At 35.9% G+C, this 26495-nt stretch carries 23 protein-coding genes; 19 read left to right on the plus strand and 4 right to left on the minus strand.

Annotation, left to right across the window (positions count from 1 at the left end; translation table 11 throughout):
* Positions 1-83 precede the first annotated feature (83 nt).
* The 4 genes from BLW28_RS05400 to BLW28_RS05415 all read left to right on the plus strand — a co-directional run bounded on the left by BLW28_RS05400 (position 84) and on the right by BLW28_RS05415 (position 5470).
* Positions 84-3374 carry an amidohydrolase family protein gene (locus tag BLW28_RS05400; protein WP_073218507.1) on the plus strand — a complete coding sequence of 1097 codons (3291 nt, stop codon included), beginning with the start codon at positions 84-86 and terminating at the stop codon, positions 3372-3374.
* Positions 3375-3385: 11 nt separating this feature from the next.
* Complete coding sequence (locus tag BLW28_RS05405; RefSeq protein WP_073218509.1) at positions 3386-3694, plus strand: hypothetical protein; 309 nt, start codon at positions 3386-3388, stop codon at positions 3692-3694.
* Positions 3672-4343: an ATP-binding cassette domain-containing protein gene (locus BLW28_RS05410; protein ID WP_073218512.1), complete on the plus strand. Its 672-nt coding sequence runs from the start codon at positions 3672-3674 to the stop codon at positions 4341-4343. The genes BLW28_RS05405 and BLW28_RS05410 overlap by 23 nt, the downstream gene beginning before the upstream one ends.
* A gap of 119 nt (positions 4344-4462) precedes the next feature.
* Entirely contained in the window at positions 4463-5470 is a 1008-nt protein-coding gene (locus tag BLW28_RS05415) for a lipoate--protein ligase (protein WP_073218514.1), read from the plus strand.
* Positions 5471-6069: 599 nt separating this feature from the next.
* Here BLW28_RS05415 and BLW28_RS05420 read toward each other — a convergent pair.
* Positions 6070-7002 carry a peptidylprolyl isomerase gene (locus BLW28_RS05420; RefSeq protein WP_073218516.1) on the minus strand — a complete coding sequence of 311 codons (933 nt, stop codon included), beginning with the start codon at positions 7000-7002 and terminating at the stop codon, positions 6070-6072.
* Positions 7003-7264: 262 nt separating this feature from the next.
* On the opposite strand from BLW28_RS05420, the gene BLW28_RS05425 reads away from it, so the two are divergent.
* From BLW28_RS05425 to BLW28_RS05485, 13 genes are all read left to right on the plus strand, one after another.
* A complete protein-coding gene (locus BLW28_RS05425) occupies positions 7265-8161 on the plus strand; it encodes an ABC transporter ATP-binding protein (protein WP_073218519.1) in 897 nt (298 codons plus the stop codon).
* A 4-nt stretch (positions 8162-8165) separates the two neighbouring features.
* Positions 8166-9002: an ABC transporter permease gene (locus tag BLW28_RS05430; protein ID WP_073218698.1), complete on the plus strand. Its 837-nt coding sequence runs from the start codon at positions 8166-8168 to the stop codon at positions 9000-9002.
* Positions 9003-9441: 439 nt separating this feature from the next.
* Positions 9442-11868 (plus strand): T9SS type B sorting domain-containing protein, encoded by a 2427-nt coding sequence (locus tag BLW28_RS05435; protein ID WP_073218523.1) that lies wholly within the window; start codon positions 9442-9444, stop codon positions 11866-11868.
* An 87-nt stretch (positions 11869-11955) separates the two neighbouring features.
* Positions 11956-12627, plus strand: coding sequence for a SanA/YdcF family protein (locus BLW28_RS05440; protein WP_073218526.1), 672 nt, complete (start codon positions 11956-11958; stop codon positions 12625-12627).
* Between the two features lie 206 nt (positions 12628-12833).
* Positions 12834-13424 (plus strand): HD domain-containing protein, encoded by a 591-nt coding sequence (locus BLW28_RS05445; RefSeq protein WP_073218529.1) that lies wholly within the window; start codon positions 12834-12836, stop codon positions 13422-13424.
* A 75-nt stretch (positions 13425-13499) separates the two neighbouring features.
* Entirely contained in the window at positions 13500-14105 is a 606-nt protein-coding gene (locus BLW28_RS05450) for a hypothetical protein (RefSeq protein WP_143036842.1), read from the plus strand.
* 202 nt (positions 14106-14307) lie between these two features.
* Positions 14308-14490 carry a hypothetical protein gene (locus BLW28_RS05455; RefSeq protein ID WP_073218534.1) on the plus strand — a complete coding sequence of 61 codons (183 nt, stop codon included), beginning with the start codon at positions 14308-14310 and terminating at the stop codon, positions 14488-14490.
* Between the two features lie 354 nt (positions 14491-14844).
* On the plus strand, positions 14845-16701 hold the full coding sequence (locus tag BLW28_RS05460; protein WP_073218537.1) for a MutS-related protein: 1857 nt from the start codon (positions 14845-14847) through the stop codon (positions 16699-16701).
* Between the two features lie 127 nt (positions 16702-16828).
* Positions 16829-17287, plus strand: a complete 459-nt coding sequence (locus BLW28_RS05465) for a hypothetical protein (protein ID WP_234946473.1) — start codon at positions 16829-16831, stop codon at positions 17285-17287.
* Between the two features lie 316 nt (positions 17288-17603).
* Positions 17604-18137, plus strand: coding sequence for a hypothetical protein (locus BLW28_RS05470; RefSeq protein ID WP_234946474.1), 534 nt, complete (start codon positions 17604-17606; stop codon positions 18135-18137).
* An 82-nt stretch (positions 18138-18219) separates the two neighbouring features.
* A complete protein-coding gene (locus tag BLW28_RS05475) occupies positions 18220-18645 on the plus strand; it encodes a DUF5004 domain-containing protein (RefSeq protein ID WP_073218540.1) in 426 nt (141 codons plus the stop codon).
* A 251-nt stretch (positions 18646-18896) separates the two neighbouring features.
* Positions 18897-20894, plus strand: a complete 1998-nt coding sequence (gene uvrB, locus BLW28_RS05480) for an excinuclease ABC subunit UvrB (protein WP_073218542.1) — start codon at positions 18897-18899, stop codon at positions 20892-20894.
* A gap of 118 nt (positions 20895-21012) precedes the next feature.
* Positions 21013-21615 carry a hypothetical protein gene (locus tag BLW28_RS05485; protein ID WP_073218545.1) on the plus strand — a complete coding sequence of 201 codons (603 nt, stop codon included), beginning with the start codon at positions 21013-21015 and terminating at the stop codon, positions 21613-21615.
* Here BLW28_RS05485 and BLW28_RS05490 read toward each other — a convergent pair whose 3' ends face one another.
* Positions 21616-23145 carry a GH3 family acyl-acid amido synthetase gene (locus BLW28_RS05490; RefSeq protein WP_073218548.1) on the minus strand — a complete coding sequence of 510 codons (1530 nt, stop codon included), beginning with the start codon at positions 23143-23145 and terminating at the stop codon, positions 21616-21618.
* Between the two features lie 116 nt (positions 23146-23261).
* On the opposite strand from BLW28_RS05490, the gene rluF reads away from it, so the two are divergent.
* Positions 23262-24077, plus strand: a complete 816-nt coding sequence (gene rluF, locus BLW28_RS05495; RefSeq protein ID WP_083540717.1) for a 23S rRNA pseudouridine(2604) synthase RluF — start codon at positions 23262-23264, stop codon at positions 24075-24077.
* Positions 24078-24153: 76 nt separating this feature from the next.
* Here the strand turns inward: rluF and BLW28_RS05500 are convergent, their stop codons facing one another.
* A complete protein-coding gene (locus BLW28_RS05500) occupies positions 24154-24588 on the minus strand; it encodes an Hsp20/alpha crystallin family protein (RefSeq protein WP_073218551.1) in 435 nt (144 codons plus the stop codon).
* A gap of 202 nt (positions 24589-24790) precedes the next feature.
* Here BLW28_RS05500 and BLW28_RS05505 point away from each other — a divergent pair, with 202 nt between their 5' ends.
* Positions 24791-26065, plus strand: a complete 1275-nt coding sequence (locus BLW28_RS05505) for a DUF2254 domain-containing protein (RefSeq protein ID WP_073218554.1) — start codon at positions 24791-24793, stop codon at positions 26063-26065.
* On the opposite strand, the gene BLW28_RS05510 is transcribed toward BLW28_RS05505, so the two are convergent.
* Positions 26062-26457 carry a tellurite resistance TerB family protein gene (locus tag BLW28_RS05510; protein WP_073218557.1) on the minus strand — a complete coding sequence of 132 codons (396 nt, stop codon included), beginning with the start codon at positions 26455-26457 and terminating at the stop codon, positions 26062-26064. The genes BLW28_RS05505 and BLW28_RS05510 overlap by 4 nt on opposite strands.
* Positions 26458-26495: the final 38 nt, after the last annotated feature.

Here is a 26495-nt window from a genome sequence, read left to right on the forward strand (position 1 = left end):
TTCAAAGTTATAAGAATTTCAGAAACAGTAAATTTGCGTAAAGCGTATATAAACCAAGCCCCTAATTATCAAATACTTTAAATATGAAAATTTTTCCATTTCTACTATGTCTTTTTATCTCAGTTTCCTTTTATGGCCAAAAGAAAAACAAAAAAGACATAAAAAAAGAAGAGTCAAAATGGGAAGTTGCTAATCCTGGAAAAGATTTCAACTATAAAACACATTCATTTACAACAAACGAAGGTACTTGGATGAACCTAGATGTTAGCCCAGATGGCAAAACCATAGCTTTTGATATGCTTGGTGATATTTATACGATGCCTATTACTGGCGGCACCGCAACAGCAATCAGAACTGGAATCCCTTTTGAAATACAGCCGAGATTTAGTCCCGATGGCACTAAAATTTCATTTACAAGTGACGCAGGTGGAGGCGACAATATTTGGGTAATGAATGTTGATGGAAGTGATGCAAAACAAGTTACCAAAGAAAATTTTAGACTCTTGAACAATGCTGTTTGGAGTGCAGATGGCAGTTATTTAATTGCAAGAAAGCATTTCACTTCTGGCAGAAGTTTGGGTGCTGGGGAAATGTGGCAATATCATAAATCTGGAGGAACGGGAATTCAACTTACCAAAAAGAAAAACGATCAACAGGATGTAAACGAACCCTTTGTTTCGCCTGACGGAAAATACCTTTATTATAGTGAAGATATGTATCCTGGCGGTTATTTTCAATACAACAAAGATCCAAACAGCCAGATATACGTTATAAAAAGATATGATTTTGAAACAGGAAAAACTGAAACCATTACAGGCGGGCCAGGTGGTGCCGCAAGACCTACAGTTTCAAGAGACGGAAAAAAACTGGCTTTCGTAAAACGGGTTCGCACAAAAAGTGTGCTCTACATTCAGAACCTGGAAACTGGTGAAGAATGGCCAATTTACGACCAATTAGACAAAGACCAACAGGAGGCCTGGGCAATTTTTGGTGTTTATCCCAATTTTAATTGGATGCCAAATAACAACGAAATCATTTTTTGGAGTCGTGGAAAAATCAATAAAATTGATGTAAACTCTTTAGCGGTAACCAACATCCCTTTTACCGCAAATGTTAAAATTGATTTAGCCGAAACTGTTCATTTTAACAATAAAATAGAAACTGAAACTTTTACGCCAAAAATGATACGCCACACCGTTACTTCGCCGGATGGAAAAAGTGTTGTTTTTAGCGCGTTGGGGCATTTGTATAGAAAAGAGCTGCCGAATGGCAAACCTCAGCGATTAACAAACAGCAACGACTTTGAGTTCGAGCCCACTTTTTCTCCCAACGGTGCCGAAATAGTTTACGTTACTTGGAACGACACCCAAAAAGGCGCTATTTATAAAATTTCAGCGAATGGTGGAAATCCTATAAAATTGACTTCCAAAAAAGGAATTTATAGAACGCCATCTTTCTCTCCAAACGGAACGCAAATAACGTTTAGAAAAGAAAGTGGAAATACAGATCAGGGATTTACATTTACCAAGAATGACGGTATTTATATTATGAATGCCAACGGTAGCAATGAAACTTTCGTAATTGACAAAGGCGAATACCCGATGTTTAGCAAAGATGGCAAACGAATTTTCCTACAAACTGGAGGAACCTATTTTGGGGCTATTGAGAAGAAACTGATAAGCGTAAACCTTATTGGAAAAGACGAAAAAACGCATCTTACTTCAAAATATGCGAATAGGTTAGTTCCAAGTCCAGACAACGAGTGGGTTGCTTTTACGAATCTTCACAAACTGTTTGTGGCTCCTTTGTTATTAAACGGCCAAACTATAAATTTAGATGACAAAACCAAGGCTTTGCCCGTTTCCCAGCTCGCCAAGGATGCCGGAATAAGTATCCATTGGTCTCCAAATAGCCAAGAAATAATGTGGACTTTAGGCGATGAATATTTCAGCAATGAGCTTAAAAACAGGTTTACATTTTTAACTGGTTCGCCAGAGAAAGTGCCAGAAGTAACTTTGGTTGGCACGAAAATAGACCTACAAGCAGCCGTAGACAAACCCAATGGACGAATTGCGTTTACCAATGCACGAATTATTACAATGGAAGGTGATAACGTAATTGAAAACGGAACCATCGTTATTAACGGTAGCAAAATTGAAGCTATTGGAGAAGCTAATAAAGTTTCTGTTCCATCTGATGCTAAAGTTTATTCAGCAGCGGGAAAAACAATAATGCCTGGAATGGTTGATGCGCATGCGCACGTTGGTGCCTTCCGTTATGGATTGCCTTCGCAACAATACTGGCCTTTTATGGCGAATTTAGCGTTTGGTGTAACCACATCTCACGATCCTTCTGCTAATACTGAGACCGTTTTCACACTTTCCGAACTTCAAAAAAGTGGGCAGTTGGTAGGACCGAGATTGTTTTCCACCGGATTTATTTTATATGGTGCTGATGGCGATTTTAAAGCTGTTATCAACAATTTAGAAGATGCAAGAAGCAGCATTCGTCGCACAAAAGCCTTTGGCGCAAAAAGTGTGAAAAGCTACAATCAACCACGAAGAGATCAACGTCAGCAAGTACTACAAGCCGCCCGAGAGTTAGAAATAAATGTTGTACCAGAAGGAGGATCCACTTTTTATCACAACATAACCCAAGTTATTGATGGTCATACTGGCGTCGAACACAACATTCCTGTTGCACCCGTTTACAAAGATATCCTTGAGGTTTGGGGCAAAAGTAATTCTGGATACACTCCCACGCTTATTGTAAATTACGGTGGAATGAACGGGGAAGTTTATTTTTATGAAAGAGACAATGTATGGGAAAATGAAAAACTACTAACGTTTACGCCGCGTAGTGTTATAGATAGTCGTTCAAGACATAGAATAAAAGTTCCTGCGGAAGAATACGACAACGGTCATAAATTGGTTTCCCGAACCGTAAAGTCTCTACAGGACGCTGGTGTTAAAGTAAATATGGGTGCTCACGGCCAGTTACAGGGTTTGGGTGCACATTGGGAAACCTGGATGCTACAACAGGGTGGGATGAGCAATTTGGAAGCGCTAAAAGCCGCCACGATTAATTCTGCCGAATATATAGGTGCTGGGGAAGACATTGGTTCATTAAAAACTGGAAAGCTTGCCGATTTAATTGTGATGGATGAAAACCCGTTAGAAAATATTGAAAATACGCTCTCCATAAAAATGGTAATGATAAATGGTCGGTTATACGATGCCGAAACGATGAATGAAATTGGCAACACCCCAAAAGAACGCCTTCCATTTTTCTGGGAAATGGAGAAGTACAATCAAGCCTTTCCATGGCATCAAGAAACACAAGGTTTTATGGATGGAGGTTGTAGTTGCCATTAATTTGAGGTAAAATGTATAGAGCCCACTGGCAATTCTACAAAACCATTTTTCCGTTTGTCGCGGCATTTTCAATTATTGGGATTGCTTTTTTGGGGATGTATTGGGGATTTGTAATTTTCGCTACTTTCGGGTTGTTTATCGGTTTTTTGGGGTTTCAGTTCTTTTACAGTAATCAATACTATTTTTATTTTAACCTCGGACTCACCAAGTGGAAGCTACTTAGAGCCTCCTTTTTAATCAACCTTTTCATTGGGATTCCCGTCTTTTCATTGCTAATCATTTTTATAAGTTTCATAATTGGCGATATTCAAATTACATAACGCTTCCATTAGCTTTGGCGACAAAGAAGTGCTAACGGAAGTCTCATTTTCGTTGGAAACTGAAGAAATATTGGGAATATTTGGAAGGAACGGCTCTGGAAAGTCCTCTTTGCTGAAAATGATATTTGGAACACTTCAGAAAGGTTCGATCAGTAATTCAATAAACGACATATTTTTTAACCCTTCCGAAAACATTTCGAAAAAACAAATTGCCTACCTGCCTCAAGATTCCTATTTACCGAAAAACATAAAGGTTCGCGATCTCATTCCGATTTATTCTTCTGAAGAGCAAAAACAAGATAAGGTGTTTTACGACCCATACATTGCGAGCTATACATCAAAAAAAGTTGGTGAGCTCTCACTCGGGCAAGTCCGCTATCTTGAAGTGATACTCTTGGCAAACCTAGACCATCCTTTTTTAATGTTGGACGAACCTTTTTCAATGATCGAACCGATTTATAAAACGCAGATAAAAAAGACCTTAACGGAATTAAAAACAAGGAAAGGAATTATCATCACCGACCACTATTATAAAGATGTTTTTGAAATAAGCACCCAAAATTTGTTGCTAAAAGACGGAAAAAACTACCCAATCACTTCCGAAAATGAACTACGGAAACATGGATATTTAAGCAAAAAATCTATTTAAGAATCAGAGAGTTTGAATTAAATATTAATTCGACTTACACACTGAATAAAACAATCTTTAAAGCAAATTTCAAAACTTGTCGCGCGAAGGTTTATTATCTTTGTTGAAAACAGTGTTATATGATTTTTCTAGAGAACGAAGGCATCACCAACCCAAAGCTAAACCTTGCTTTAGAGGAATATGCCCTGCGAAATTTCAGCGCAGATTCGGATTACTTATTATTCTACATCAACGAACCTTCCATTATAATTGGCCGCAACCAGAATACGTTGGAAGAAGTTAATCAAAACTATGTGGAAGAAAACAACATCCACGTTGTGCGCAGAGTTTCGGGCGGAGGCGCTGTATATCACGACTTCGGGAATTTAAACTTTAGCTTTATTACCAATCACGATGTAAAGAGTTTGAATAATTTCAAAAAATTTACCGCTCCTGTTATTAAGGTTTTAAAAAGCTTGGGGCTGGATGCTGAGTTAAAAGGTAGAAACGACATTGAAGTCGATGAAAAGAAAATCTCTGGAACAGCACAGTTTTCTACTGGAAAACGAATGGTTAGCCACGGCACACTCTTATTAGATACTGACTTGGGTGAAGTTGTAAACGCCCTAAACGTTAAAATGAGTAAGATTCAGTCCAAAGGCCATAAATCTGTTAGAAGTCGAGTTGCGAACATTTCAGAATATCTAAAAACTCCCTTGAAGATTGAAGAATTCCGAAGTCTTTTATTAGAAGGACTTTATGACGAAAGCGAGCCTTTTGAAACCTATCATCTAACGCCTGAAGAGTGGAAAGCTGTTCATCAATTAAAAGAAGAAAAATACGACACTTGGGAATGGAATTACGGGCGTTCTCCTAAATTCAACATTCAACGCACCCGAAGATTTCCTATTGGAGAAATAGATCTCCGAATTTTTGTCGAAAAAGGAACTATTAAAGACTTTAAAATATTTGGAGATTTCTTCGGAAAAGAACCTGTTGAAACCCTCGAAAAAATAGTAGAAGGAACCCGTTACGAAAAATCCGATATCACTAATTTATTGAAAGACATTTCCCTGAATGAGTATTTCGGCGATATTTCAAAAGACGATTTTATTGAGTTGATTTATGGTGAAGATGAAATAGAATAATACGTCTCTAACTACCGTGAAAACTGAATACAAAATAACGATTATGATTATCGCTGCGGCTATAACGATTTACGGATTTATATCGGGAAAGTTTCTATTTCTACTTTTTTGTCTTCCATTGGGTTTTCTTTTTAAAAATAAAAACAAGGAAAGTTGAAATTAATAAATTCTTTATTGTGTATCCGCTTTTTGCCATACAAGTAAAAAAGTCTGCGAGTATCTGCGAGATCAGCGGGAACCAAAAATCTGAGAATGCGAAAGATATCACACAGATTACGGTGATTAACGCAGAATAAAAAAAGCATTTACTATTTGAGACTACATATAAAAGTTGTTATAATGTCACAATTTACAGCATTATGATATGTTGCGGACAATCAAACTCTTTACTTCAAACTTAATTATTGGAACATTTTCATAACTTCAATTTAACGCCATTCTTCAACAATAATTGATTGGTGTTATATCTTTAAAAGAAATAGATGTTTTAAACAAAAGAGGAATCTTAAATTGGATCCCTCTTTTTAGTTAAAAATTAAATTAAGTGGTTCAATATTCAGTTGAATACACCAATAATTTACAGAACTCCCTCGTTAAACCTACTTAACCGCCATCAACTCTACATCAAAAATCAAAGTTGCATTTGGAGGGATTACCCCACCTGCGCCACGTTCACCATAACCAAGATGTGAAGGAATAACAAAGCGAGCTTTATCGCCAACCTGCAATAATTGTATGCCTTCATCCCATCCTTCTATAACTTGACCACGACCTAAAGGAAATTCGATTGGCTGTTTTCTTTTGTACGAAGAATCAAACACATCTCCATTAGTAAGAGAACCTTTGTAATGAACTGAAACAGTTTTTCCTTTTTCCGCTTTTGCACCGCTCCCTTTATTGATTATTTTATATAGAAGTCCGCTATCTGTACGATCAAAACCATCAGATATTTTCCTTAGCTCTTCTTCAGCTTGTTTTTTCATTTTAGCGATGCGCTGTTCACGTTCACCTGTAAAACTTCTGAAAGCTTCTACAGCATTCCACTTTTCAGCCTCCTCACCTACTCGGATAATTTCAACCTTTTGCATTGTATTTCCTTCTGCGATAGAATCAACCACTTCCTGCCCTTCTATTACATTTCCAAATACAGTATGCTTGTCATCCAACCAAGGTGTTGCAACGTGTGTAATAAAAAACTGACTTCCATTAGTAGCAGGACCTGCATTTGCCATAGAAAGCACGCCTGGGGCATCATGGCGAAGGTCTGAATGAAATTCATCTTCAAAATTGTAACCTGGCCCGCCAGATCCTGTTCCGTTTGGATCACCTCCTTGCACCATAAAATCGGCGATTACACGGTGAAATTTTAAACCGTCATAATAAGGAGTCCCTTGCGGTTTTGCTTTGTTTTCCAAGTTCCCTTCAGCTAGGGCTACAAAATTTCCAACCGTCCCTGGGGTTTTATCATAGGTAAGTTTTATTAAGACCTCTCCTTTCTCAGTTGTAATTTTTGCGTAAATTCCGTCTTGCATTGCTTTTGTTTTAAAATTTGAGTGCAAAGTTACTTAATTAAGGATTTGGAATCGAAAATTCAGAATTGAAAAAATGTAACAAAATATAAACCAATTCGTCATACTAACGACAAGCAACAGCGTTAATGGTTATTGGGTTGATATGGTATTTCGTTGAAACTCTTTAAAAACTAAACAACTGCTAGAAACTAAAACCTTATACATTAAAATAAGTTTTAATTAAATTGCCTTGTTTAAACCTTTAACCAATTAAAAAACTACTGTGTCGCATATTCTAACCATTTCAAACCTCACAAAAAAATACGGGTCGCTTACAGCTGTAGACAACCTTTCGTTTACTATTGAAAAAGGAAACGTCTATGGAATTTTAGGACCAAACGGCAGTGGGAAAAGTACCACTTTGGGAATTGTGCTGAATGTGGTAAACAAAACCGAAGGTCATTTTCACTGGTTCGACGGCAACACCTCAACGCACGATGCTTTAAAGAAAGTAGGAGCTATTATAGAGCACCCAAACTTCTATCCGTATATGACTGCCGTGCAAAACCTGCAGTTAGTCTGTAAAATTAAACAAGTAACTGAAGAAAGAATTTCAGAAAAACTAGAACTCGTAGGTTTATTAGATAGGAAAGACAGTAAGTTCAGCTCCTTTTCACTTGGCATGAAACAGCGTTTGGCAATTGCTTCTGCCCTATTGAACAATCCTGAAATTTTAATTTTAGATGAACCTACTAACGGACTCGATCCGCAGGGAATTCATCAAATTCGGGAGATTATTAAAAAAATTGCTTCACAGGGAACTACCATATTACTAGCTTCACATCTATTAGATGAAGTTGAAAAAGTGTGTAGCCACGTAGTTATTCTCCGAAAAGGCGTGAGTCTTTATTCAGGCTTAGTGGATGGAATGAACGCCAGTCACGGGTTTTTAACAATGCAGAGTAACGATATGGAGGCACTTAAACAAGCGCTTGAACAAAACCCTGCTTTCGGCTCCTTTAAACGACAAGGAGAATATTTGATTGCGTATTTAAAGCAACCCATGGATCCGTCGGAAGTGAATGAATTTCTTTTTCAAAAAGGAATCGTCCTTTCGCATTTTGTAAAACGCAAAGAAAGTCTAGAAGAACAATTTCTTGAACTCACAAAACAAAAATAAACAGATGTTGCGATTATTAAATATAGAACTCCACAAGCTTCGATATAATCGTGCTGCAAAGGTCATTTCCATAATTTACTTTGTGCTCATTACTTTTATTGCGCTTATTTCTTCAATTGAATTTAACTTTGGTGATTTCCATTTTCGGGTAGCTGACCAGGGAATTTTCAATTTTCCATATATCTGGCACTTTAACACCTATATTGCCGCCATTTTGAAGTTATTTTTGGCCATTGTAATCGTTTCAATGGTCAGTAACGAATACAGCTACAGAACCCTCAAACAAAACCTTATTGACGGTTTGAGTAAAAAGGAATTTATTCTATCCAAATTTTTCACTGTGTTGCTCTTTGCAGCAGTTTCAACAATTTTTATCTTTTTTGTTTCTCTGATTTTGGGATTATTGTTTTCTGATTATAAAGAAATAGGGATAATCTTCAGTGGACTACAATATATAGGTGCCTATTTTTTAAAGTTAGTCGCTTTCTTTTCATTCTGTTTATTCTTAGGTATTTTGGTAAAACGATCTGCTTTTGCGCTCGGGTTTCTGATTATTTGGCAAATAGTTGAATGGTTGGCCTATGGTTTAATGAAATGGCAAATTTTTAAGGATAGTGAGATTGCTGATCACGTATCAAGGATATTTCCACTTAACGCAATGGCGAATCTTATTAAAGAACCTTTCAGCAGATTGGGTGCTATTCAATCTGCAGCAACTCAATTGGGTGAGAATTTTTCGAAAACATACGAAGTCGGTTTTCTAAATATGTTGATAGTGTTAATATGGACAGGACTTTTCATGTATTGGTCGTATGCGATTCTCAAAAGGAGAGATCTTTAAACAGAAAAGCTCTTACTCGAAAAATCACTTAATTACTTCGACTGAACGTAAGATAAATTTATGTAGTTTAGGACATAAAGCCATCACTCCGAAGAATCCGAGTTTACAAACTTTAGCTAACGTTAATTAATCTCATTCGATTTGTGCGATTAAGAATTGTAAAGGTATTCGGCTAAAGCAAGGTTCGCTTTAATTTCCTTAACCCCGGGCTAAAAAACCTTGGTTATTCAACCTTGCATTGTAAAACCCCGTGTTCAGCTCGGGGAAACAAGTAGATTGGCATTGCCTATAGCTAAATTTCTTCCTGAATACTCACGATGCCAACACATTTTGAATTGCTCTCATTAAAAGAGGCAATTGTAACCATTTGGCCAAAAAAAGCCGAAAATCCTACTTTTACAATTGATTTTGTCTATATTTATCAGACAATCAAATCGCTATGTTTTCTTTAAAGCGCCTTCTTTACATTATCATTCTCTTTATTTATAATGTTGCCTTGTCGCAAGACATTTCATTATACCAGCAATTTAACGGACATTATGATTACATCGACTTTGGAAACACTCTAAATATTGCAGAAAACGGTTCTAATAGCGATTGCACTATTTTAACTACCAGCGGAGCGTACTTTAATTTGGAACCACAGCAGGAAATTGTCGCTGCTTATTTGTATTGGGCAGGATCGGGACCTGGAGATTTTGAAATTTCGTTTAATCAAGTTCCACTTTCGGCAGAACGCACATTTAATCTTCTATATACCCAAGGTGATACTGAATATAGTTTTTTCTCGGGTTTTGCAGACGTCACAGATGAAATGCGAAGTATTGGAAACGGTTATTATGCTGTTTCAGAATTAGACCTTACAACTGTTATCCCAGATTATTGCGCTTCAGGTCTTAATTTTGGTGGTTGGGCAGTTACCGTTATTTATGAAGATCCTTCACTCCCATTGAATCAAGTGAATGTTTTTGACGGTTTGGAAAGTGTAAATCGAAACAATGTAACTTTAGAAATAACAATAGATAACCTATTGGTGCTAGAAACAGAAGGCGCTAAAATTGGTTTTCTAGCTTGGGAAGGCGATAGAGAAATTTCGGTTAATGAATCGCTCAGGATAAACGGGAATATTTTAAGCAACCCACCTCTAAATCCAACCGATAATGCTTTTAATGGTACCAATAGCTTTACGGGTAGCGATACACTTCACAATATGGATATCGACTTTTATTCGATTTCAAATTACGTAAATACAGGTGATACATCGGCTAATATTCAGCTTACTAGCGGGCAGGATTTTGTAATGATAAATAATATAATTACAGTGCTGAATACCGAATTACCCGATGCTACCATTTCCGTAGATACCATTCTTGGAGCAATGGAATGTGGTAATCGGGAGCTCTCCATAGACTATACGGTTTATAATATTAATAGCACTGCCATTTTACCTTCGGGTACGCCAATTGTCTTTTATGCAGATGAAACCCGAATCGCACAAACCGCTACAATCGCAGATATTCCGATTAATGGAGAAGAAACCGGATCGATTGTTTTCACAGTTCCGAATAGTGTTGGTGAAGATTTTATACTGAAAGCTGTTGTGGATGATACTGGAAACGGAACAGGAATCGTTTCTGAATCTAATGAAAACAATAACGAAGATGAAATCCCAATCATTTTATTTTTGAATCCAGTAATTGCCGGAATTCAAGACTTGGAAACTTGTGATGTAATTGGCATTGAATATTTCGACCTTACAGAAGCTACTTCAGAAATTGACCCCATATATGAGCTTAGCTTTCACCTTACACAAGACGATGCGGAAAACAACCTCAACCCTATTCCCAATCCAGAAAACTTTCAGAATACCGAAAATCCACAAACTATTTTTATACGCGTAGCAAATCCTTATTGCTTTCTGACCGAGAGTTTTACCGTTACCGTAAATACGTGTCCGCTACCTGATGCTACAATAGATTTTCCAGAAATTACAGCGTGTAGGGACCGTGCATTATTATTGCCTTTTACAGTTTATAATTTAGAGGCTACTGGTCCATTACCTGCTAATACTTCCATAGCTTTCTATGCAGATGACGTTCCTCTTGGACGTTCCTTTACAAGAAATAGCATTCCAATTGGCGGTAGTGAAAGCAATGAGGTAGAACTCCTACTCCCAAACGATTTACTAGATACTTTTGTACTTACTGCGGTAGTGGACGACGACCTTAACGGCAATGGAACAGTGGAAGAATTACGAGAAGACAACAACAGTTTTTCTGGAAGTATTTCGTTTGAAAGCATCCCTCCCATTCCCAATTTGCCCAATCTTTTAAAATGCGACGAAGGTTTTAATACCGCCACTTTCGACCTCAGCGTACAAGATGATTTAATCAGAAATGGGCTCGACGGAACGGTTCAATATTTTACAACTTTAGAAGATGCAATTACAAATTCAAATGCTATCGGCACTCCCATAGCGTATCAAAACGGTGCCAACCTTCAAATTATTTATGTGCGACTCGAAAACGAAATCTGTTTTGCAACCACTTCTTTTCTTATTCAAACAGAGAAATGTGCACCATTTATTCCACAAGGATTTTCGCCCAATGGAGATGGAATTAACGATGTGTTCGAAATCAGCAACCTATTGAATATTTACGAAAACTTTGAATTAGAAATCTATTCACGCAACGGAAATTTAATCCACTCTGGCCGTAACCAAGATGGATTCTGGGATGGTATTGCGACAAAAGGACTTATTTTTAAGGGTAATTTGGTTCCGGTGGGCACATACTATTACGTTTTATTTCTTAACGACCCAAAATACCCAGAACCATTTATTAGTTGGATATATATCAATTATTAAGACTTAATTTCTAATTACCACAGACACATTCCGTAGCTTTACATTTATTTCTTAGTACTAACTAGCATCATTTTTCTTTTCATAATTATGAACAAAAAGAAACTGATTTACGGGCTTATATCTCTGTTTGTAGCAGTGTTCTTATTACTAGTTATTTCCAATTACTCCATTGCTCGAATAGCCAAAAACAAAACATATTTCAACACTTCCGAAATAAAGAAAAACAAGGTGGGCCTGCTGCTCGGCACGGCAAAATATTACAAATCTGGCGGCATTAATCTTTATTTTAAATATCGTATTGATGCTGCGGTCGAACTTTATAAAAGTGGCAAAATAGAGTATATTTTAGTTAGTGGCGACAACAGTTCTGTTTATTACAACGAGCCAATGACATTTAAAAAAGAACTAATTAAAAGAGGTGTTCCTGCCGAAGTGATTTATTTAGATTATGCGGGATTTAGAACATTAGATTCGGTAATTCGATCAAAAGAAATTTTTGAACAAACAGAAATCACTATTATTTCACAACAATTTCAAAATGAACGTGCCATTTATATTGCCGAAAGTAAAGGAATAAATGCCATCGGTTTTAACGCCAAGGATATGGAAGGCACCCATGGTTTAAAAGTAAAATTCAGAGAATATTTTGCCCGAACAAAAGCTTTTATAGATATCGCTTTCAATGTGCAACCCAGGTTTTATGGAGAGAAAGTCCCTATCGGAATTAATCAAGTTCAAGATTGCGCCGAAAGTAACTAGTTCTATTTGGTTGAGCTGTCTTTTATGTCTTTATTCCTGCAAATAGTCTTTTAAATGCTAAGTTTGGCTGGTTCGGAAAACAAAGGCTTTGTTTATAGTTGGAAGACGACTATGGGTTTGCGTACTTATGAAATATAAACGACCTAGCTTTAATAGCAGGGGTATTATATCTATGTTGGCAACAATATAAAAAAATCGTAATCTAAATGAAAAACGAGAATTTATTAAAGCAAATTGATTTTATACAAGAAATTGATAAAATAAAATATATTCAAAGACGGACAAAATTATTTAATAGCGACAGACGCGAAAATGATGCAGAACATAGTTGGCATTTGGCGATGATGGCAATTGTTTTAATCGAACATTCGGATTGTGAAATTGACTTATTGAAGGTCATAAAAATGGTCTTAATTCACGACATAGTTGAAATTGATGCTGGCGATACTTTTTTGTACGACCAAAATAAAAATCACGATAACACCGCAGAAGAAATGAAATGTGCGGAACGGATTTTTGGGATGTTACCAAAAAGTCAAGCAGAGGAATTTATCCAAATTTGGACTGAATTTGAAGACGGTAATTCTAACGAAGCGAAATTCGCAAAATCAATGGACAGACTTGAACCTTTATTACAGAATACTTCAAACGATGGAGGGACGTGGAAAGAATTTGGAGTGAAATATCAAACTGTTTATGACAAGAAAAAAGTAATTGAAAACGGCTCGAAAGAGTTATGGAATTATGCCGAAAAACTAATTGATGAAAGTGTTGCGAAAGGCATATTAGCGAAATAATACTGTTGCCAAAAATGTATAAAACAAATTTGAGCAAATACAAATAAATTAAATAATGAGAGTTTTATGAAAAGAATGAATATAATTCTAGCCTTATCTTTTCTGTTTAGTATCAATCTTGTCCACGGGCAAGATAACCCTGAAAAGTCAAAATTTGAAGTCATTGCCTTCGGAGGTCTCGGTTTTACAAAAGTAAAAACTGATATTCAAGCTCGATATGATTTAAATGTAAATACTGGAGAAATTTTATTCAATTATAAAATTTGGGGAAAATATGGTATTGCTTCGGGAATTGGATATTCACAATTAAGCGGTAGCGGATTTAATAAAACGGGCCCTTTTTATGCAGAAAGGGAATTATTGAAAATTCCATTTTTGTTTACCTTAAATCAAGATATATCTGAAAGACTATTTTTAATCGGAAATATCGGACCTTACGCCCAAACCATAACTAAAGACCGATTGGAATATATTGGTTTTGGAGAAAGTGATGTTTATGAAGGCTGGAATTTTGGAGTTCAGCTTGGTGTTGGTTTTGGCTTTAAAATTGACCAAAAAGTAGGAATTGGTATAAACTACAATGGACAATCAGATTTGTCAAAACTTGATACAAATGCAGGAAAATCATTTGCTGATAAACAAAGACATAAAAATTTAAATTCCATAGGATTATTTTTTTAATATAACTTATAGTATAACCATAGTCAATTGAGTTAACGGCTCCGCCCGTAAATAGGAGCTTAACGCACCTCTCACAACATCGTAACTTTTGGCTCCTCTCAGGTTAAACCCAGCGGGTCTTCCCGATAAAAAATAAGAACAGGCTATATAAGGCGGTTCGCAAACCACTTTCTTAATCGCTCTTTACACCAATTGAAACTATTTGGAATTTAATGTACAATGGAATAACGAAATTATAAAGCCTTTTTTTAATAAGGATTTACATATTCCAACTATTCCAAACATCAGCAATCAAATGAAAAGGGAAGGTCCAAAATTAATTTTAGAAAACCTTGACGAAACCTATTTTGGTGCAATTTATAGCATTGGAACAAGAGAAACATGACTACCAATACGTGCGATTTGGAAAGAAAACTAACGCTTTATGGATTTCAAAAAAACTTTTTGAAATAATAGCAAATTAAAAAACACGAATCAAATAACTTCGTAATATCAAGCCACTAGCCCTTTGGCAATTAGTTACAACGCTGTCTTGCATAAAATCCATTATTATCGGGTTGTCCTTTTGGAGTTTAATATATTTTGAAATAGTTTAATTTCATAAAATATATCTGCCTAATCCAAAAATCCGTATCTTGAAAAACCGCAACAAAGCCTTAAACATCCTCGCTATATACTACTACAAAGAGTAACTATCGCAGTGTTTAAATAGTACGCGATATTTTAAACACAAAAATTGATGAAAGTTTATAGCGATAATATAAAAACGTTTGATGCCAAATTACTCAAGCTAAGTAAAGCATTAAAACGGCTCTCGTTTCTCAGGTTAGCTATTTTCATCGCTGCAATTGTCATTCTAATTTACCTAGTAAGCATTAAGCTGTTTACTCCTCTTTTCATTATTCTGCCCGTTTTAATGATAGCATTTGGCGTTGTAATCACACATTATAACAAAATAGCTTATCAGCGAAAACACACTTCATTTCTGAAAAAAATAAATGAATCCGAAATCCAAAGAACGCACTGCAATTTGGAGGAATTTGATTCCGGAGATCGATTTATCGATAAAAACCACCCCTACACCTCTGATTTAGACATTTTTGAAGAACACTCTATTTTTCAATTGGTTAACAGAACAACCACCGAATCAGGAATGATTCTCTTATCAAAATGGCTCTCTGAACCTGCTTCGAATAATGAAATACAAGACAGACAACAAGCCATAAAAGCACTTACTGAAAAATTAGAATGGCGGCAAGATTTACAGGCGCTGGGAATGCACTTTGAAAATAAAAAAAGTGATTACTATAAATTGCTAGAATGGGTAGAAGCGCCAGTTGTTTTGCTCAAAAACAGACTAAAATACAAAGTAGTTTCAATAATCCTTCCAGTTCTTTTTTTGAGTAGCGCTTACTTCTTCTACGCTAACTTGGATTCAATAAATCTGTTGATTTATTTATCTTTTATGATCACTATTCTGATTATCAATTTTATAATTTTAAAAAAGATAAAAAACCTAGCGGAAGGTATCGCTGAAACTTCAAGTAAAAATCTTTCAACCTTAAAAGGATATCAAGCCCTTATCAAAAAGATTGAAAACGAAAGTTTCAAGTCAAAAAAGCTTAATGATTTACAATCTCAATTAAGCGATGGCAAACATTCGGCACACGATGAAATTAAAAGACTGAGCAGCTTACTTGAATTCTCTCAACAACGCCCCATTAAAAAGATGCCAATAGGCGGAAATCCATACTACCCAATATTAAATAGTTTTTTGCTACTCGATATTCACATGATAATTGGAACAGAAGAATGGAAGATAAAAAACAAGGCATTCTTAAAACAATGGGCAGAAGTAGTTAGTGAATTTGAAGTAATCAATAGTCTCGCAGGATTTTGTTATTCAAATCCAACTTTTACATTTCCAGAAATCACAGACAAAAACAACTATGTCCATTTTGAGGCGTTTGGGCATCCTTTAATTAATGGTGATAAACGAGTTTGCAATGATTTTCATTCCGAAGAACACGGGGATGTTGTAATGATAACCGGTTCTAATATGGCGGGGAAAAGTACTTTTTTAAGAGCTGTGGGAGTAAACATCGTTCTTGCATTGGCGGGAGCTCCTTGTTGTGCAAAAAACGGACAGGTTTCTAAACTTCAACTGTTTTCAAGTATGCGAACAGAAGATAATTTGAAGAAAGGAATCTCTTCTTTTTATGCTGAATTGAGTAGAATAGAAAAAATGCTGAAACTGATAGAAAGCAATGACAATGTCTATTTCCTGTTGGATGAAATGTTCAAAGGCACCAACTCTGAAGACAGACATAGAGGCGGTTTTTCGTTTATAAATCAAATAAGCAAGGAGAAAACTTCAGGAATTATTGCAACCCACGACATTGAACTTGCAAAACTGGCTGGGAGCAAAAAACTGGTCACCAATTATAGTTTTAATAGTGAAATTAAAGACGATATAATGACTTTCAGCTATACGCTTGATCCAAGTATCTGTAATGATTTTAATGCTAGCGAACTTATGAAGCAAAGTGGAATACAAATTATTGCTACTGTTTCAGATAGTGAAATTGACACATAATCCACAAGAAATTTATTCCGTAAATTTTTCTGAAATTGCAAAAATAAACTTGAGGTTAAAAAAATTAAAAGCACAGTCTATAATAATAATTACACACATACGTTTTAATAAAACCTAAACAAAACTTATGAAAACTAAACTCTTCTCACTATTAATTGCAGGAATGCTAATATTGGTTTCTTGTCAAAAAAATGATGATTCTAACAATAATGACAATACTCCAACTGCCGATGAGGTAACTGAAATTGCCAAAAATGGAAATTGGCGAATATCATCATTCATCGACTCTGGTGTTGATGAAACATCAGATTTTACAGGATACGCATTTACTTTTAATACAGATGGTTCTGTAATTGCTGTAAAAGGCGACAATACAGTTGCCGGCACCTGGTCAGTAACAAGTGGCAGTAGCAGTAGCTCGAGCAATGATCATTTCAATATCTTTTTCCCAGTACCAGAAAGTAATGATTTTGAAGATTTAAACGATGATTGGGATATTACTACCGCAAATTCAACTACTATATCACTGATAGATATAAGTGGTGGAAATGGCGGAACCGACGTATTGATTTTTAAACGAAATTAAATATTTTAAAAACTTGGTTTATAGGCTTTCTAATAAAACAGAAAGCCTTTTTTTATTGAAAATGCAACTAATATTCAAAATACAGATAACAGTTTTAGCTTTATAACAGCTCATCATAAAATAACAACAATTCGGCAATTTAAACTTCTGAAAACAACATTATAATCTGAATTTTAAATCGTTAAACTCAGCTAAAAACAGATGGAAGAAACGATAAAGATTTTGATTTACATTCACGCATTCTTTGGCGGAATAGGATTAATCACAGGAATTGGAAGCGTAATAGCAAAAAAAGGGAAGTAAGCCTCACAAGAGAATGGGAAAACTGTTCTCTATTGCAATGATAAGCAGCTCGCTGATCTCGATTCCCATTTCTTGGATGCCAAATCACGAAAATCTGTTTTTATTCTTAATCGGATTATTTACTATATATCTAGTTTTAGCAGGAAATAGAGCCTTAACTTTTAAATCTAAAGTAAAAGCCGATTGGAGAGACAAAATAATTTCTGGCAGCATGCTTATCTTTTCTGCTGCAATGATTTTAATTGGGTTTTACGGGATACTAAAAGGCTCATATTTTAATATTTTATTTCTATTTTTTGGAGGTTTCGGATTATTTCTTACCCTTCAGGATTTTCAATTTTATAATAATTCTGCAAAACCAAAGAATGCTTGGGTAATCGCTCACATAGGAAAAATGATTGGTGCATTAATCGCATCAATCACAGCTTTTATTATTGCAGGTATTGGAATTGGCAGCTTACTTGCTTGGACGCTTCCCACCGTTATCGGAACTCTATATATAATTTATTGGATAAGAAAAATGAAAAATGTTTCACGACTGTCTTGATTCTCGTTTGTTAAATTTTAAAATTTAAGATACTCTAACGCAACCATTTAAGGCTTTTGGTATCCTTGAAAAAACATTAATCATGAAAAAAATAGTCCTTTTTTTAATTGTTGGAATCCTCTACGCATGTAACAGCGATGACGCTTCCACTCCCAATGAAGAATTAGCAGGAAGTTGGAAACTAGTCGAGATGAGTACTAGCCTGCCTAACACCACAACCACAGGCGCGGAAATGGAATGGCAAGAAAACTACATATTAAATTCTGATGGATCGTTTACAAAAACAAGAGATGCAAATGGAGCTATAGCCGAAGCGTCTGGAACCTACACTTTAAACGATTCATTAAGTAATACAATTTTAGAACTAAATTATAGTATGCAAAGTGATATAGTAGGATCTTGTTTTTCAAATTCAAGAGAAAAAATGATACTTCAATCTATCTCAGTATTTTCAAGTACTTGGAATTATTGCGATGGTCCAGGTTTAAAGTATGAAAAAGTAAACTAAACGCATTTTAAAACCTTCTTATTAAACGCTTTTACTTTCTTCTAAGGAATGTCTTTACTATTTCTTAGACTAGAAAATAATCCAAATACTCATTTTCGCAAGCGAATCGTTTGTGCTCACCTTCCTTTCTCAATTTATAATCACAAAAAAACAAGGATTCACTGCTCATCATAAAAAACAATACGTGTATTTGTGGCACACAAACCTTCTCACTATTTTTCAGTACTTTTGCAACGCATTGAAAAGAAAATATGAAATTCAAAATAGCCTCTGAATTCCAACCAACAGGAGACCAACCGCAGGCTATAGAAGCCTTAGTTGCAGGTCTCGATTCTGGAGAAAAATATCAAACACTTTTAGGCGTTACCGGTTCGGGAAAAACCTTTACCGTTGCTAACGTTGTGGAACGTGTGCAAAAACCTACTTTGGTCTTGGCGCACAATAAAACGTTGGCAGCGCAACTTTATTCAGAGTTTAAGAACCTATTTCCAGAAAATGCGGTAGAATATTTTGTTTCGTACTACGATTATTATCAACCAGAAGCATTTATTCCCAGCAGCGGCACGTATATAGAAAAAGATTTATCGATAAATGAAGAAATCGAGAAAATGCGTCTTAGCACTACCTCTTCCCTACTTTCAGGCAGGCGAGATGTACTCGTAGTTTCTTCTGTTTCTTGTATCTACGGTATTGGAAACCCAATTGAATTTCAAAAAAACGTAATTAGTTTAGAGACAGGACAGATAATTTCACGTACCAAGCTACTTCACAGGTTAGTTCAAAGTCTGTATTCGCGTACTGAAGCCGAATTTAAACATGGTAATTTTCGCATAAAAGGTGATACTGTGGATGTATTTCCTGGATATTCTGATGATCCTTTCCGTATACATTTCTTTGGAGATGAAATTGAAGAAATCGAAGTTTTTGATCCTTTGAACAATTCGATAATCGCCAAATACGACCGTCTAAATATTTACCCAGCAAATATGTTTGTAACTTCTCCTGACGTACTTCAGGGTGCAATAAGGGAAATACAAGATGACTTGGTTGCTCAGGTTGAATATTTTAAGGAAATAGGAAAATATTTAGAAGCAAAACGCCTGGACGAACGAACCAATTTTGACCTTGAAATGATTCGCGAACTCGGGTATTGCAGTGGTATTGAAAACTACTCGCGTTATTTAGACCGAAGATTACCGGGTACGCGCCCCTTCTGTTTATTAGACTATTTTCCAGACGATTATTTAATGGTTGTTGACGAAAGCCACGTAACTGTTTCACAAGTTGGCGCAATGTACGGTGGCGATAGGTCTCGAAAAGAGAACCTCGTTGAATACGGATTCCGTTTACCAGCAGCTATGGATAACCGCCCGTTAAAGATGGATGAATTTGAAGCTTTGCAGAATCAAGTGCTGTATGTTAGTGCGACACCAGCCGATTACGAATTGGAAAAAAGCGGTGGCGTTTATGTAGAACAAATTATTCGTCCGACAGGTTTGCTAGACCCAATTATCGAAGTTCGGCCAAGTTTAAATCAGATTGACGATTTGTTAGAAGAAATTCAATTGCGTATTGAAAAAGACGAACGTGTACTAGTAACCACTTTAACAAAAAGAATGGCCGAAGAACTCACAAAATACATGAGTCGGGTGCAAATTCGCTGCCGATATATTCATAGTGATGTAGATACCTTAGAAAGGGTTGAAATTATGCAAGATTTACGTCTAGGATTATTTGATGTGCTTGTAGGTGTAAACCTTTTACGCGAAGGACTTGATTTACCTGAGGTTTCGCTAGTTGCCATTCTCGATGCCGATAAAGAAGGGTTTTTAAGAAGTCAACGCTCCCTTACCCAAACAGTGGGTCGAGCAGCACGAAACTTAAACGGAAAAGCAATAATGTATGCTGATAAAATAACAAATAGCATGCAAGCCACAATCGATGCAACCGAATATCGTCGTGAAAAACAGATTGCTTATAATAAGAAACACGGAATTACACCAACGGCAATTAAAAAATCATTTCATAATTCCCTGGCCAAGTCTAAACAAGAAGCCTATTCATTTGAACAAGCCGAGTCGTTAGCTGCAGAATCGGAGGTTGCCTATTTAACAAAACCACAAATCGAACAAAAAATTCGTGATACTCGAAAAGCTATGGAAAAAGCTGCTAAAGATTTAGACTTTATGACGGCTGCCAAACTTCGAGATAAAATAAAATCTTTTCAAAAACAAATGGAAGAGATTTAGCAGTTAAAACTATTTTATTTAAAACTGCGAATTCAATAAATCTTAATTTATAGGAATGTCAAATTTTACAAAGTTATTAACGTGCTTCACAATACTAATTTTGTACTTTAACATTTCTATGGTATCAGCTCAAAACATTAATTTAGACAATAAAATTATTCCTGAAGACATAAAAAAAGAAGCACTTGTAGCACTTTCTTTTTTCCCCGAATTATGGGATACTTCTATCGAATTTAAATTTAAGGACGACATAAAAAAGTCCACAATGCAGGCACAACCTCATTTTGGAAGTTTATTCAGACATAAAGAATTTAGGAAGTACATTATTTTTATTAGCCGTAAAATTAAAATTGAAGATGAAAACTTCACGATAAAAGATATTCCCTCTGATGTCTTGATAGGTTGGATTGGTCACGAATTAGGTCATGTAATGGACTATCAACATCGCTCGAATGTTGGCTTGATGATACTTGGAGCAAAATACCTCTTCTCATCATCAAGTATCAAAAAAATTGAACGTACAGCCGATACCTTCGCGATTGCACACGGAATGGGGGATTATATTTTAAAAACCAAGAACTTCATTTTAGATAACGCCAACCTTTCTGAAAAATATAAAAGTCGAATTCGGAGACTTTACATTTCACCAGAAGAAGTTATGGAACTCATTAACGAAAACAAGGTAGAAGAAGAGATAGACGTTGTGGACAGTAATAGTTGATTACTTACCATTAAACTCTTTTACAAAAGCTTCCCAATCGGCAAACTTCTCCTCGTCCATAACTTTTTCCATTTTTACTTGCCCGCCTTTCTTTTTGTTTTTTCCACTCCACTCGTGAAAAACAGTTGGATCTACCACACTTACTTTAACCCCTTTTAAAGCTTTTGAACGTGCTACGGCGTAATTTTTATTAGCATCTTTTAAAGCTTCATCGAGGGCTTTGGCTAATTCTTCATTATTAACTTCTGTTTCTGTTCCCAAATACCAATGATGATGAAACGCATCGTCTATTTTAACTGCAGCAAGGGTAAATTCGGGAATCTCTATATCAAATTTCTCCTCCATTTCGCGAAGTGCCACTTCCATTTTATTAACAGAAAGTTGCGACCCTACAACATTCAAAAAGAATTTAGTGCGACCCGTAATTTTGATTTCTGCTTTTTCAACATCGGTAAAAGCAACAGTATCGCCAATTAAATACCGCCATGCACCAGAAACCGTGCTAATAATTAGAACATAATCAACATCCTTTTCAACTTCCGCCAAAGAAAGCGAGGGTGCGTCTTGCGAAAGTGAGCCATCTTCGTTTATATATTCTGGCTTAAAAGGAACAAACTCGAAATAAATTCCGTTGTCGGTTACCAATTTCATCGAAGTAGTGTCGGGTCTATTTTGAAACGCCAAAAATCCTTCTGAAGCCAGATACGTATCAATAATAGTAATAGGATGCGCTAGTAACTGATTAAAGCTCTTTTCATAAGGTTGAAACGCGACTCCACCAGAGGTATACACTTGTAGGTTTGGCCATATATCGTGAATGGTGTTAGCGTCGTGATATTCTATTACTTTTTTCAGCATTAACTCCATCCAAGACGGAATACCACTTAACGCCCCAATATCCCACTCTCGGGCACGCTTAGCAATGGTTTCAACTTTTTCATCCCAGTCTTCCATAAGTGCAATTTCTTCGCCTGGTTTATAAAAGCCTCGAAACCAAAAAGGAATGTTGCTGGCACTAATTCCGCTAATTTCACCTTCTAAAAACTGATTTTGCGCTTCCAAATTGGTGCTACTTCCTAACATCATAATTTCCTTTTCAAAAAAATCGGAAGGGACATCAAAGTTAGCCAATGCTCCCACTTGCTTTATTCCGGTAGTACGTATCGCCTCAACCATATCATCGGTTACAGGAATACGCTTTGAGGTTTTTCCTGTTGTACCGCTACTTCTCGCAAAATATGTAGGATTTCCAGGCCAGCTAATGTCTTCAAGCCCTTCTTGGGTTTTGTTCCACCACTCTGCTTCCATTTGGTGATAATCAAAATAAGGCACCTTTTGTTTAAATTCCTTTTCAATATCGTCTGCTTCAAGAATTTTAGAAAATCCGTAATACTTACCAAATGCAGTGTCCTTTGCCTTTTCTAATAAGTTAGTTAAAACTTCATTTTGCGATTCGATTGGTGATTTTTCTGAAACCAACGCACCTCTAAGATCGATTGCTGTTTTGATGATTGAGCCGAGTATTGCCATTGTTAAATTAGTTTTTGATGAATTTACGGCTTTTGAAAAATATGATAGAATTATTTAATTGAAATTTAACCTTTTTCTTATGGCACGCATAACTGTATCTTTGCAAAAAAATAAAAATGAACCATCCTGAATCTACACGTTTAAATAAAGCTATTGGCGCAACTGGCTATTGCTCAAGAAGAGAGGCAGACACATTGATTGAAAAAGGACGCGTTACTATTAACGGGAAAAAAGCAGCACTTGGAGACCGCGTTATGCCAAATGATGAAATACGTGTGGATGGCAAATTGCTAACCGAAAACGACAACCTTGTTTACATTATGCTAAACAAACCCGTGGGTATAACGTGTACTACAGACACACGTTTTGACGATAATGTGGTAGATTTTGTAAAACACCCTGAACGTATTTTTCCTGTTGGAAGGTTAGATAAACCGAGCGATGGACTATTATTGCTTACCAACGATGGCGATATTGTAAATAAAATCCTACGCGCTGGAAATAAACACGAAAAGGAATATATAGTAAAGGTAGACCGCCCCGTAACAGACGAATTTGTAAAACGAATGGGTTCAGGAATTCCAATTTTAGATACTGTAACCAAGCGTTGTGAAGTAGAGCGGTTGAGCAGGTTTGAATTTAGAATAATCCTAGTGCAAGGACTGAACAGACAAATTAGACGTATGTGTGAATATTTAGGCTATGAAGTAGTAGCCTTACAGCGAATTAGAATAATGAATTTAACATTAGGCAACCTTCCCATTGGTGAATGGAGAGACCTAACTGAAGAAGAATTAAAAACCTTAAAGGATTCTGTTAAAGACAGTGACGGACTTCCAAAGACGTTGCATAAAGAAGCAACCCCTAGAGCCATTATCCCTAAAAAACACGGAGCGCAAAGCACTGGAGGAAAGAGAAGAAGAAGAGATTAACTAAGGCCATGAAAAAACCGCGTGCCGATTGAGTAGCCCGCGGTCATTTCAACTAACTAACCAAATTAAATTTCAATTATGAAATCTCAACCATTTTCTTCAATACTTTCTTTTCTTCCATTTTGGGAAGGGTTACATTAAGTACCCCATTCTCGTATTTTGCCTGAATGTTATCTGTTTCAATAGTATCAGGTAATCTGAAAGAACGTTTAAAACTTTCGTAATTAAATTCTCTTTTTCTAAAATGAGAATCTGTATTTTCTTCTGTTTCCGTTTGAGTCGCCTTTTCCGCAGATATTTTTAACATATCTTCCTCAACTTCAATTTTGAAATCTTCCTTCCCCAATCCAGGGGCTGCAATTTCGAGCGCAAAATTAGAAGAATTTTCGATGATATTTACTGCTGGAATGCTAAATGTTTCATAATTATTATGAGCATCTAATCTATTCTCCAAAAAGAAATTATCAAAGAGTGCCGGCAACCAAAGGTTATTCTTATTAACTGTTTTCATATCTAAATATTGTTTGTGTTTATAACTATTTTCGATTGTAATTAATCAAAAAAGGTTCCATTCGATATTTACTGACTATTTGTCTTAATTTACGGATTAATTACTGTCGTTTTGTCTAAAACTGTTTTAATACACCATTTAACTTGTTTTTTTATTAAAAGCGAGAATCATTAATTACTTTTAAAACACGTTAAACATACTTATGAAAACATTCTTTGTCAGGATTTTTGATTTCTTTAATACAATACAAAGCAAAATAGCTTTCTATCCAACTCTTTTTGCTTTTTCAGGCTTTCTATTCGCCTTGTTAATGATGTATCTTGAACAGCAAGGCATATCAAGAAAGGTAATGGACTTACTACCACAATTGATGGTAGAAGACGGAGATACCGCCCTAACCGTTTTGAGCGCTTGCCTTGGCGGCTTAATCTCGCTAATGGTATTTAGCTTTTCGATGGTAATGCTGCTTTTAAGTCAGGCTTCAAGTAATTACTCCCCTCGCCTACTTCCTGGCCTAATTAGCGATAAACGACATCAACTTATCCTTGGGGTTTACCTTGCTTCAATTCTTTATATTATTTTCACTTTATTTTCCATTGAACCAAGTGAAAAGAAATACACGTTACCCGGAGTTTCCGTGCTTTTAGGGATTTTATTTACGATTACCTGTCTGGTCGCGTTCATTTACTTTATCCACAACATATCTCAAAGTATTCAAATAAATAATATTCTTGATACTATATTTTCCGACTCTAGAAAGCGTTTAAAACATTTAATCGATTCTAAAAAAGAAGTTCCTTTATCGTTTCCAGATACAGAAAACTGGCATAAATACAAGGTGGGTCACAGCGGTTATATTCAGAATATTGCCATAAATAACATTCTAGATATCTGTGAAAGAGAGCATACAAAAATATACATTACTATTCCGAAAGGTTTGTTCGCTTTATCGAATGCCGTTTTTCTGAAATCGGAAAAGAAACTCGACAAGGAAGTAGTAGAACAAGTGATATCGAATATCAGTTTTTCGAAAGGTGAATTGGTTGAAGACAATTACATTCTAGCTTTTAAACAAATTACCGAAATTGCAGTGAAAGCTATGTCGCCAGGAATTAATGACCCCGGTACTGCAATTAATGCAATAGATTACCTAACAGAACTTTTTGCCTTGCGCATGCTTAAAGGTGATCAAACGATTATAACCCAGAACAATAAAATTCTATTACGAATTGCAACCGTGCGCTTTAACGAATTAACCTATAACGTAATGTCATCGTTGCGCACCTATTGCAAACACGACCCTATAATGGTTCAAAAAATATTATGGATGTTGAATTATTTAAGAAATCAGCCTGCTGTAGAAGAAAGTTATCACGCATCAATAAACGAGGAGATACAAACAATGATTAATGAGACGCGAAAATCTTTAGAATGCGAGAGAGATATATTGGCTATATCTAAAATATTAAAAGCTTAATTATAATAAATTTTAAAAATATTAAGCAACTCTTCTGCCGGAACAGCGCTGTTTTTATATTCATTCATAATGTTTATAATTTGATCGGCAACGACGGGTCGAATTCCCATTTTAAGACCAAAGTTTTTTAATGCGCCAATCTCGGCTTCGTGAGTTTCTTGATCGACTTGCATTACTAAGGCCAACCTGTAAAAATGTGTAATTCGATCTACTTCGCTATATAAGGCTTGAGTTGGCTGGGGATGCTCAAAAATTTCAGAAACTTCATTTTCAGGAATGCCCAAACGCTTTGCCAATTTAAGAATCAGTTGCATTTCGGAACGCTTAATCTTACCATCGGCTTTGACCATGGTAATTAGATCGCTCAATAAAGATTTCGGATTCTTTTCCATAAAATGATTTCATAAAAAAGCCCTTGCAAATTGCGAAG

The organism is Aequorivita viscosa (assembly GCF_900106795.1).
Classification (GTDB): domain Bacteria; phylum Bacteroidota; class Bacteroidia; order Flavobacteriales; family Flavobacteriaceae; genus Aequorivita; species Aequorivita viscosa.

Coding starts and splice junctions, on each gene's coding strand:
- BLW28_RS05400 (WP_073218507.1), top strand. CDS start 84: ATGAAAATTTTTCCATTTCTACTATGTCTTTTTATCTCAGTTTCCTTT.
- BLW28_RS05405 (WP_073218509.1), top strand. CDS start 3,386: ATGTATAGAGCCCACTGGCAATTCTACAAAACCATTTTTCCGTTTGTC.
- BLW28_RS05415 (WP_073218514.1), top strand. CDS start 4,463: ATGATTTTTCTAGAGAACGAAGGCATCACCAACCCAAAGCTAAACCTT.
- BLW28_RS05420 (WP_073218516.1), bottom strand. CDS start 7,002: ATGCAAGACGGAATTTACGCAAAAATTACAACTGAGAAAGGAGAGGTC.
- BLW28_RS05430 (WP_073218698.1), top strand. CDS start 8,166: ATGTTGCGATTATTAAATATAGAACTCCACAAGCTTCGATATAATCGT.
- BLW28_RS05435 (WP_073218523.1), top strand. CDS start 9,442: ATGTTTTCTTTAAAGCGCCTTCTTTACATTATCATTCTCTTTATTTAT.
- BLW28_RS05440 (WP_073218526.1), top strand. CDS start 11,956: ATGAACAAAAAGAAACTGATTTACGGGCTTATATCTCTGTTTGTAGCA.
- BLW28_RS05445 (WP_073218529.1), top strand. CDS start 12,834: ATGAAAAACGAGAATTTATTAAAGCAAATTGATTTTATACAAGAAATT.
- BLW28_RS05450 (WP_143036842.1), top strand. CDS start 13,500: ATGAATATAATTCTAGCCTTATCTTTTCTGTTTAGTATCAATCTTGTC.
- BLW28_RS05460 (WP_073218537.1), top strand. CDS start 14,845: ATGAAAGTTTATAGCGATAATATAAAAACGTTTGATGCCAAATTACTC.
- BLW28_RS05465 (WP_234946473.1), top strand. CDS start 16,829: ATGAAAACTAAACTCTTCTCACTATTAATTGCAGGAATGCTAATATTG.
- BLW28_RS05470 (WP_234946474.1), top strand. CDS start 17,604: ATGGGAAAACTGTTCTCTATTGCAATGATAAGCAGCTCGCTGATCTCG.
- BLW28_RS05475 (WP_073218540.1), top strand. CDS start 18,220: ATGAAAAAAATAGTCCTTTTTTTAATTGTTGGAATCCTCTACGCATGT.
- uvrB (WP_073218542.1), top strand. CDS start 18,897: ATGAAATTCAAAATAGCCTCTGAATTCCAACCAACAGGAGACCAACCG.
- BLW28_RS05485 (WP_073218545.1), top strand. CDS start 21,013: ATGGTATCAGCTCAAAACATTAATTTAGACAATAAAATTATTCCTGAA.
- BLW28_RS05490 (WP_073218548.1), bottom strand. CDS start 23,145: ATGGCAATACTCGGCTCAATCATCAAAACAGCAATCGATCTTAGAGGT.
- rluF (WP_083540717.1), top strand. CDS start 23,262: ATGAACCATCCTGAATCTACACGTTTAAATAAAGCTATTGGCGCAACT.
- BLW28_RS05500 (WP_073218551.1), bottom strand. CDS start 24,588: ATGAAAACAGTTAATAAGAATAACCTTTGGTTGCCGGCACTCTTTGAT.
- BLW28_RS05505 (WP_073218554.1), top strand. CDS start 24,791: ATGAAAACATTCTTTGTCAGGATTTTTGATTTCTTTAATACAATACAA.
- BLW28_RS05510 (WP_073218557.1), bottom strand. CDS start 26,457: ATGGAAAAGAATCCGAAATCTTTATTGAGCGATCTAATTACCATGGTC.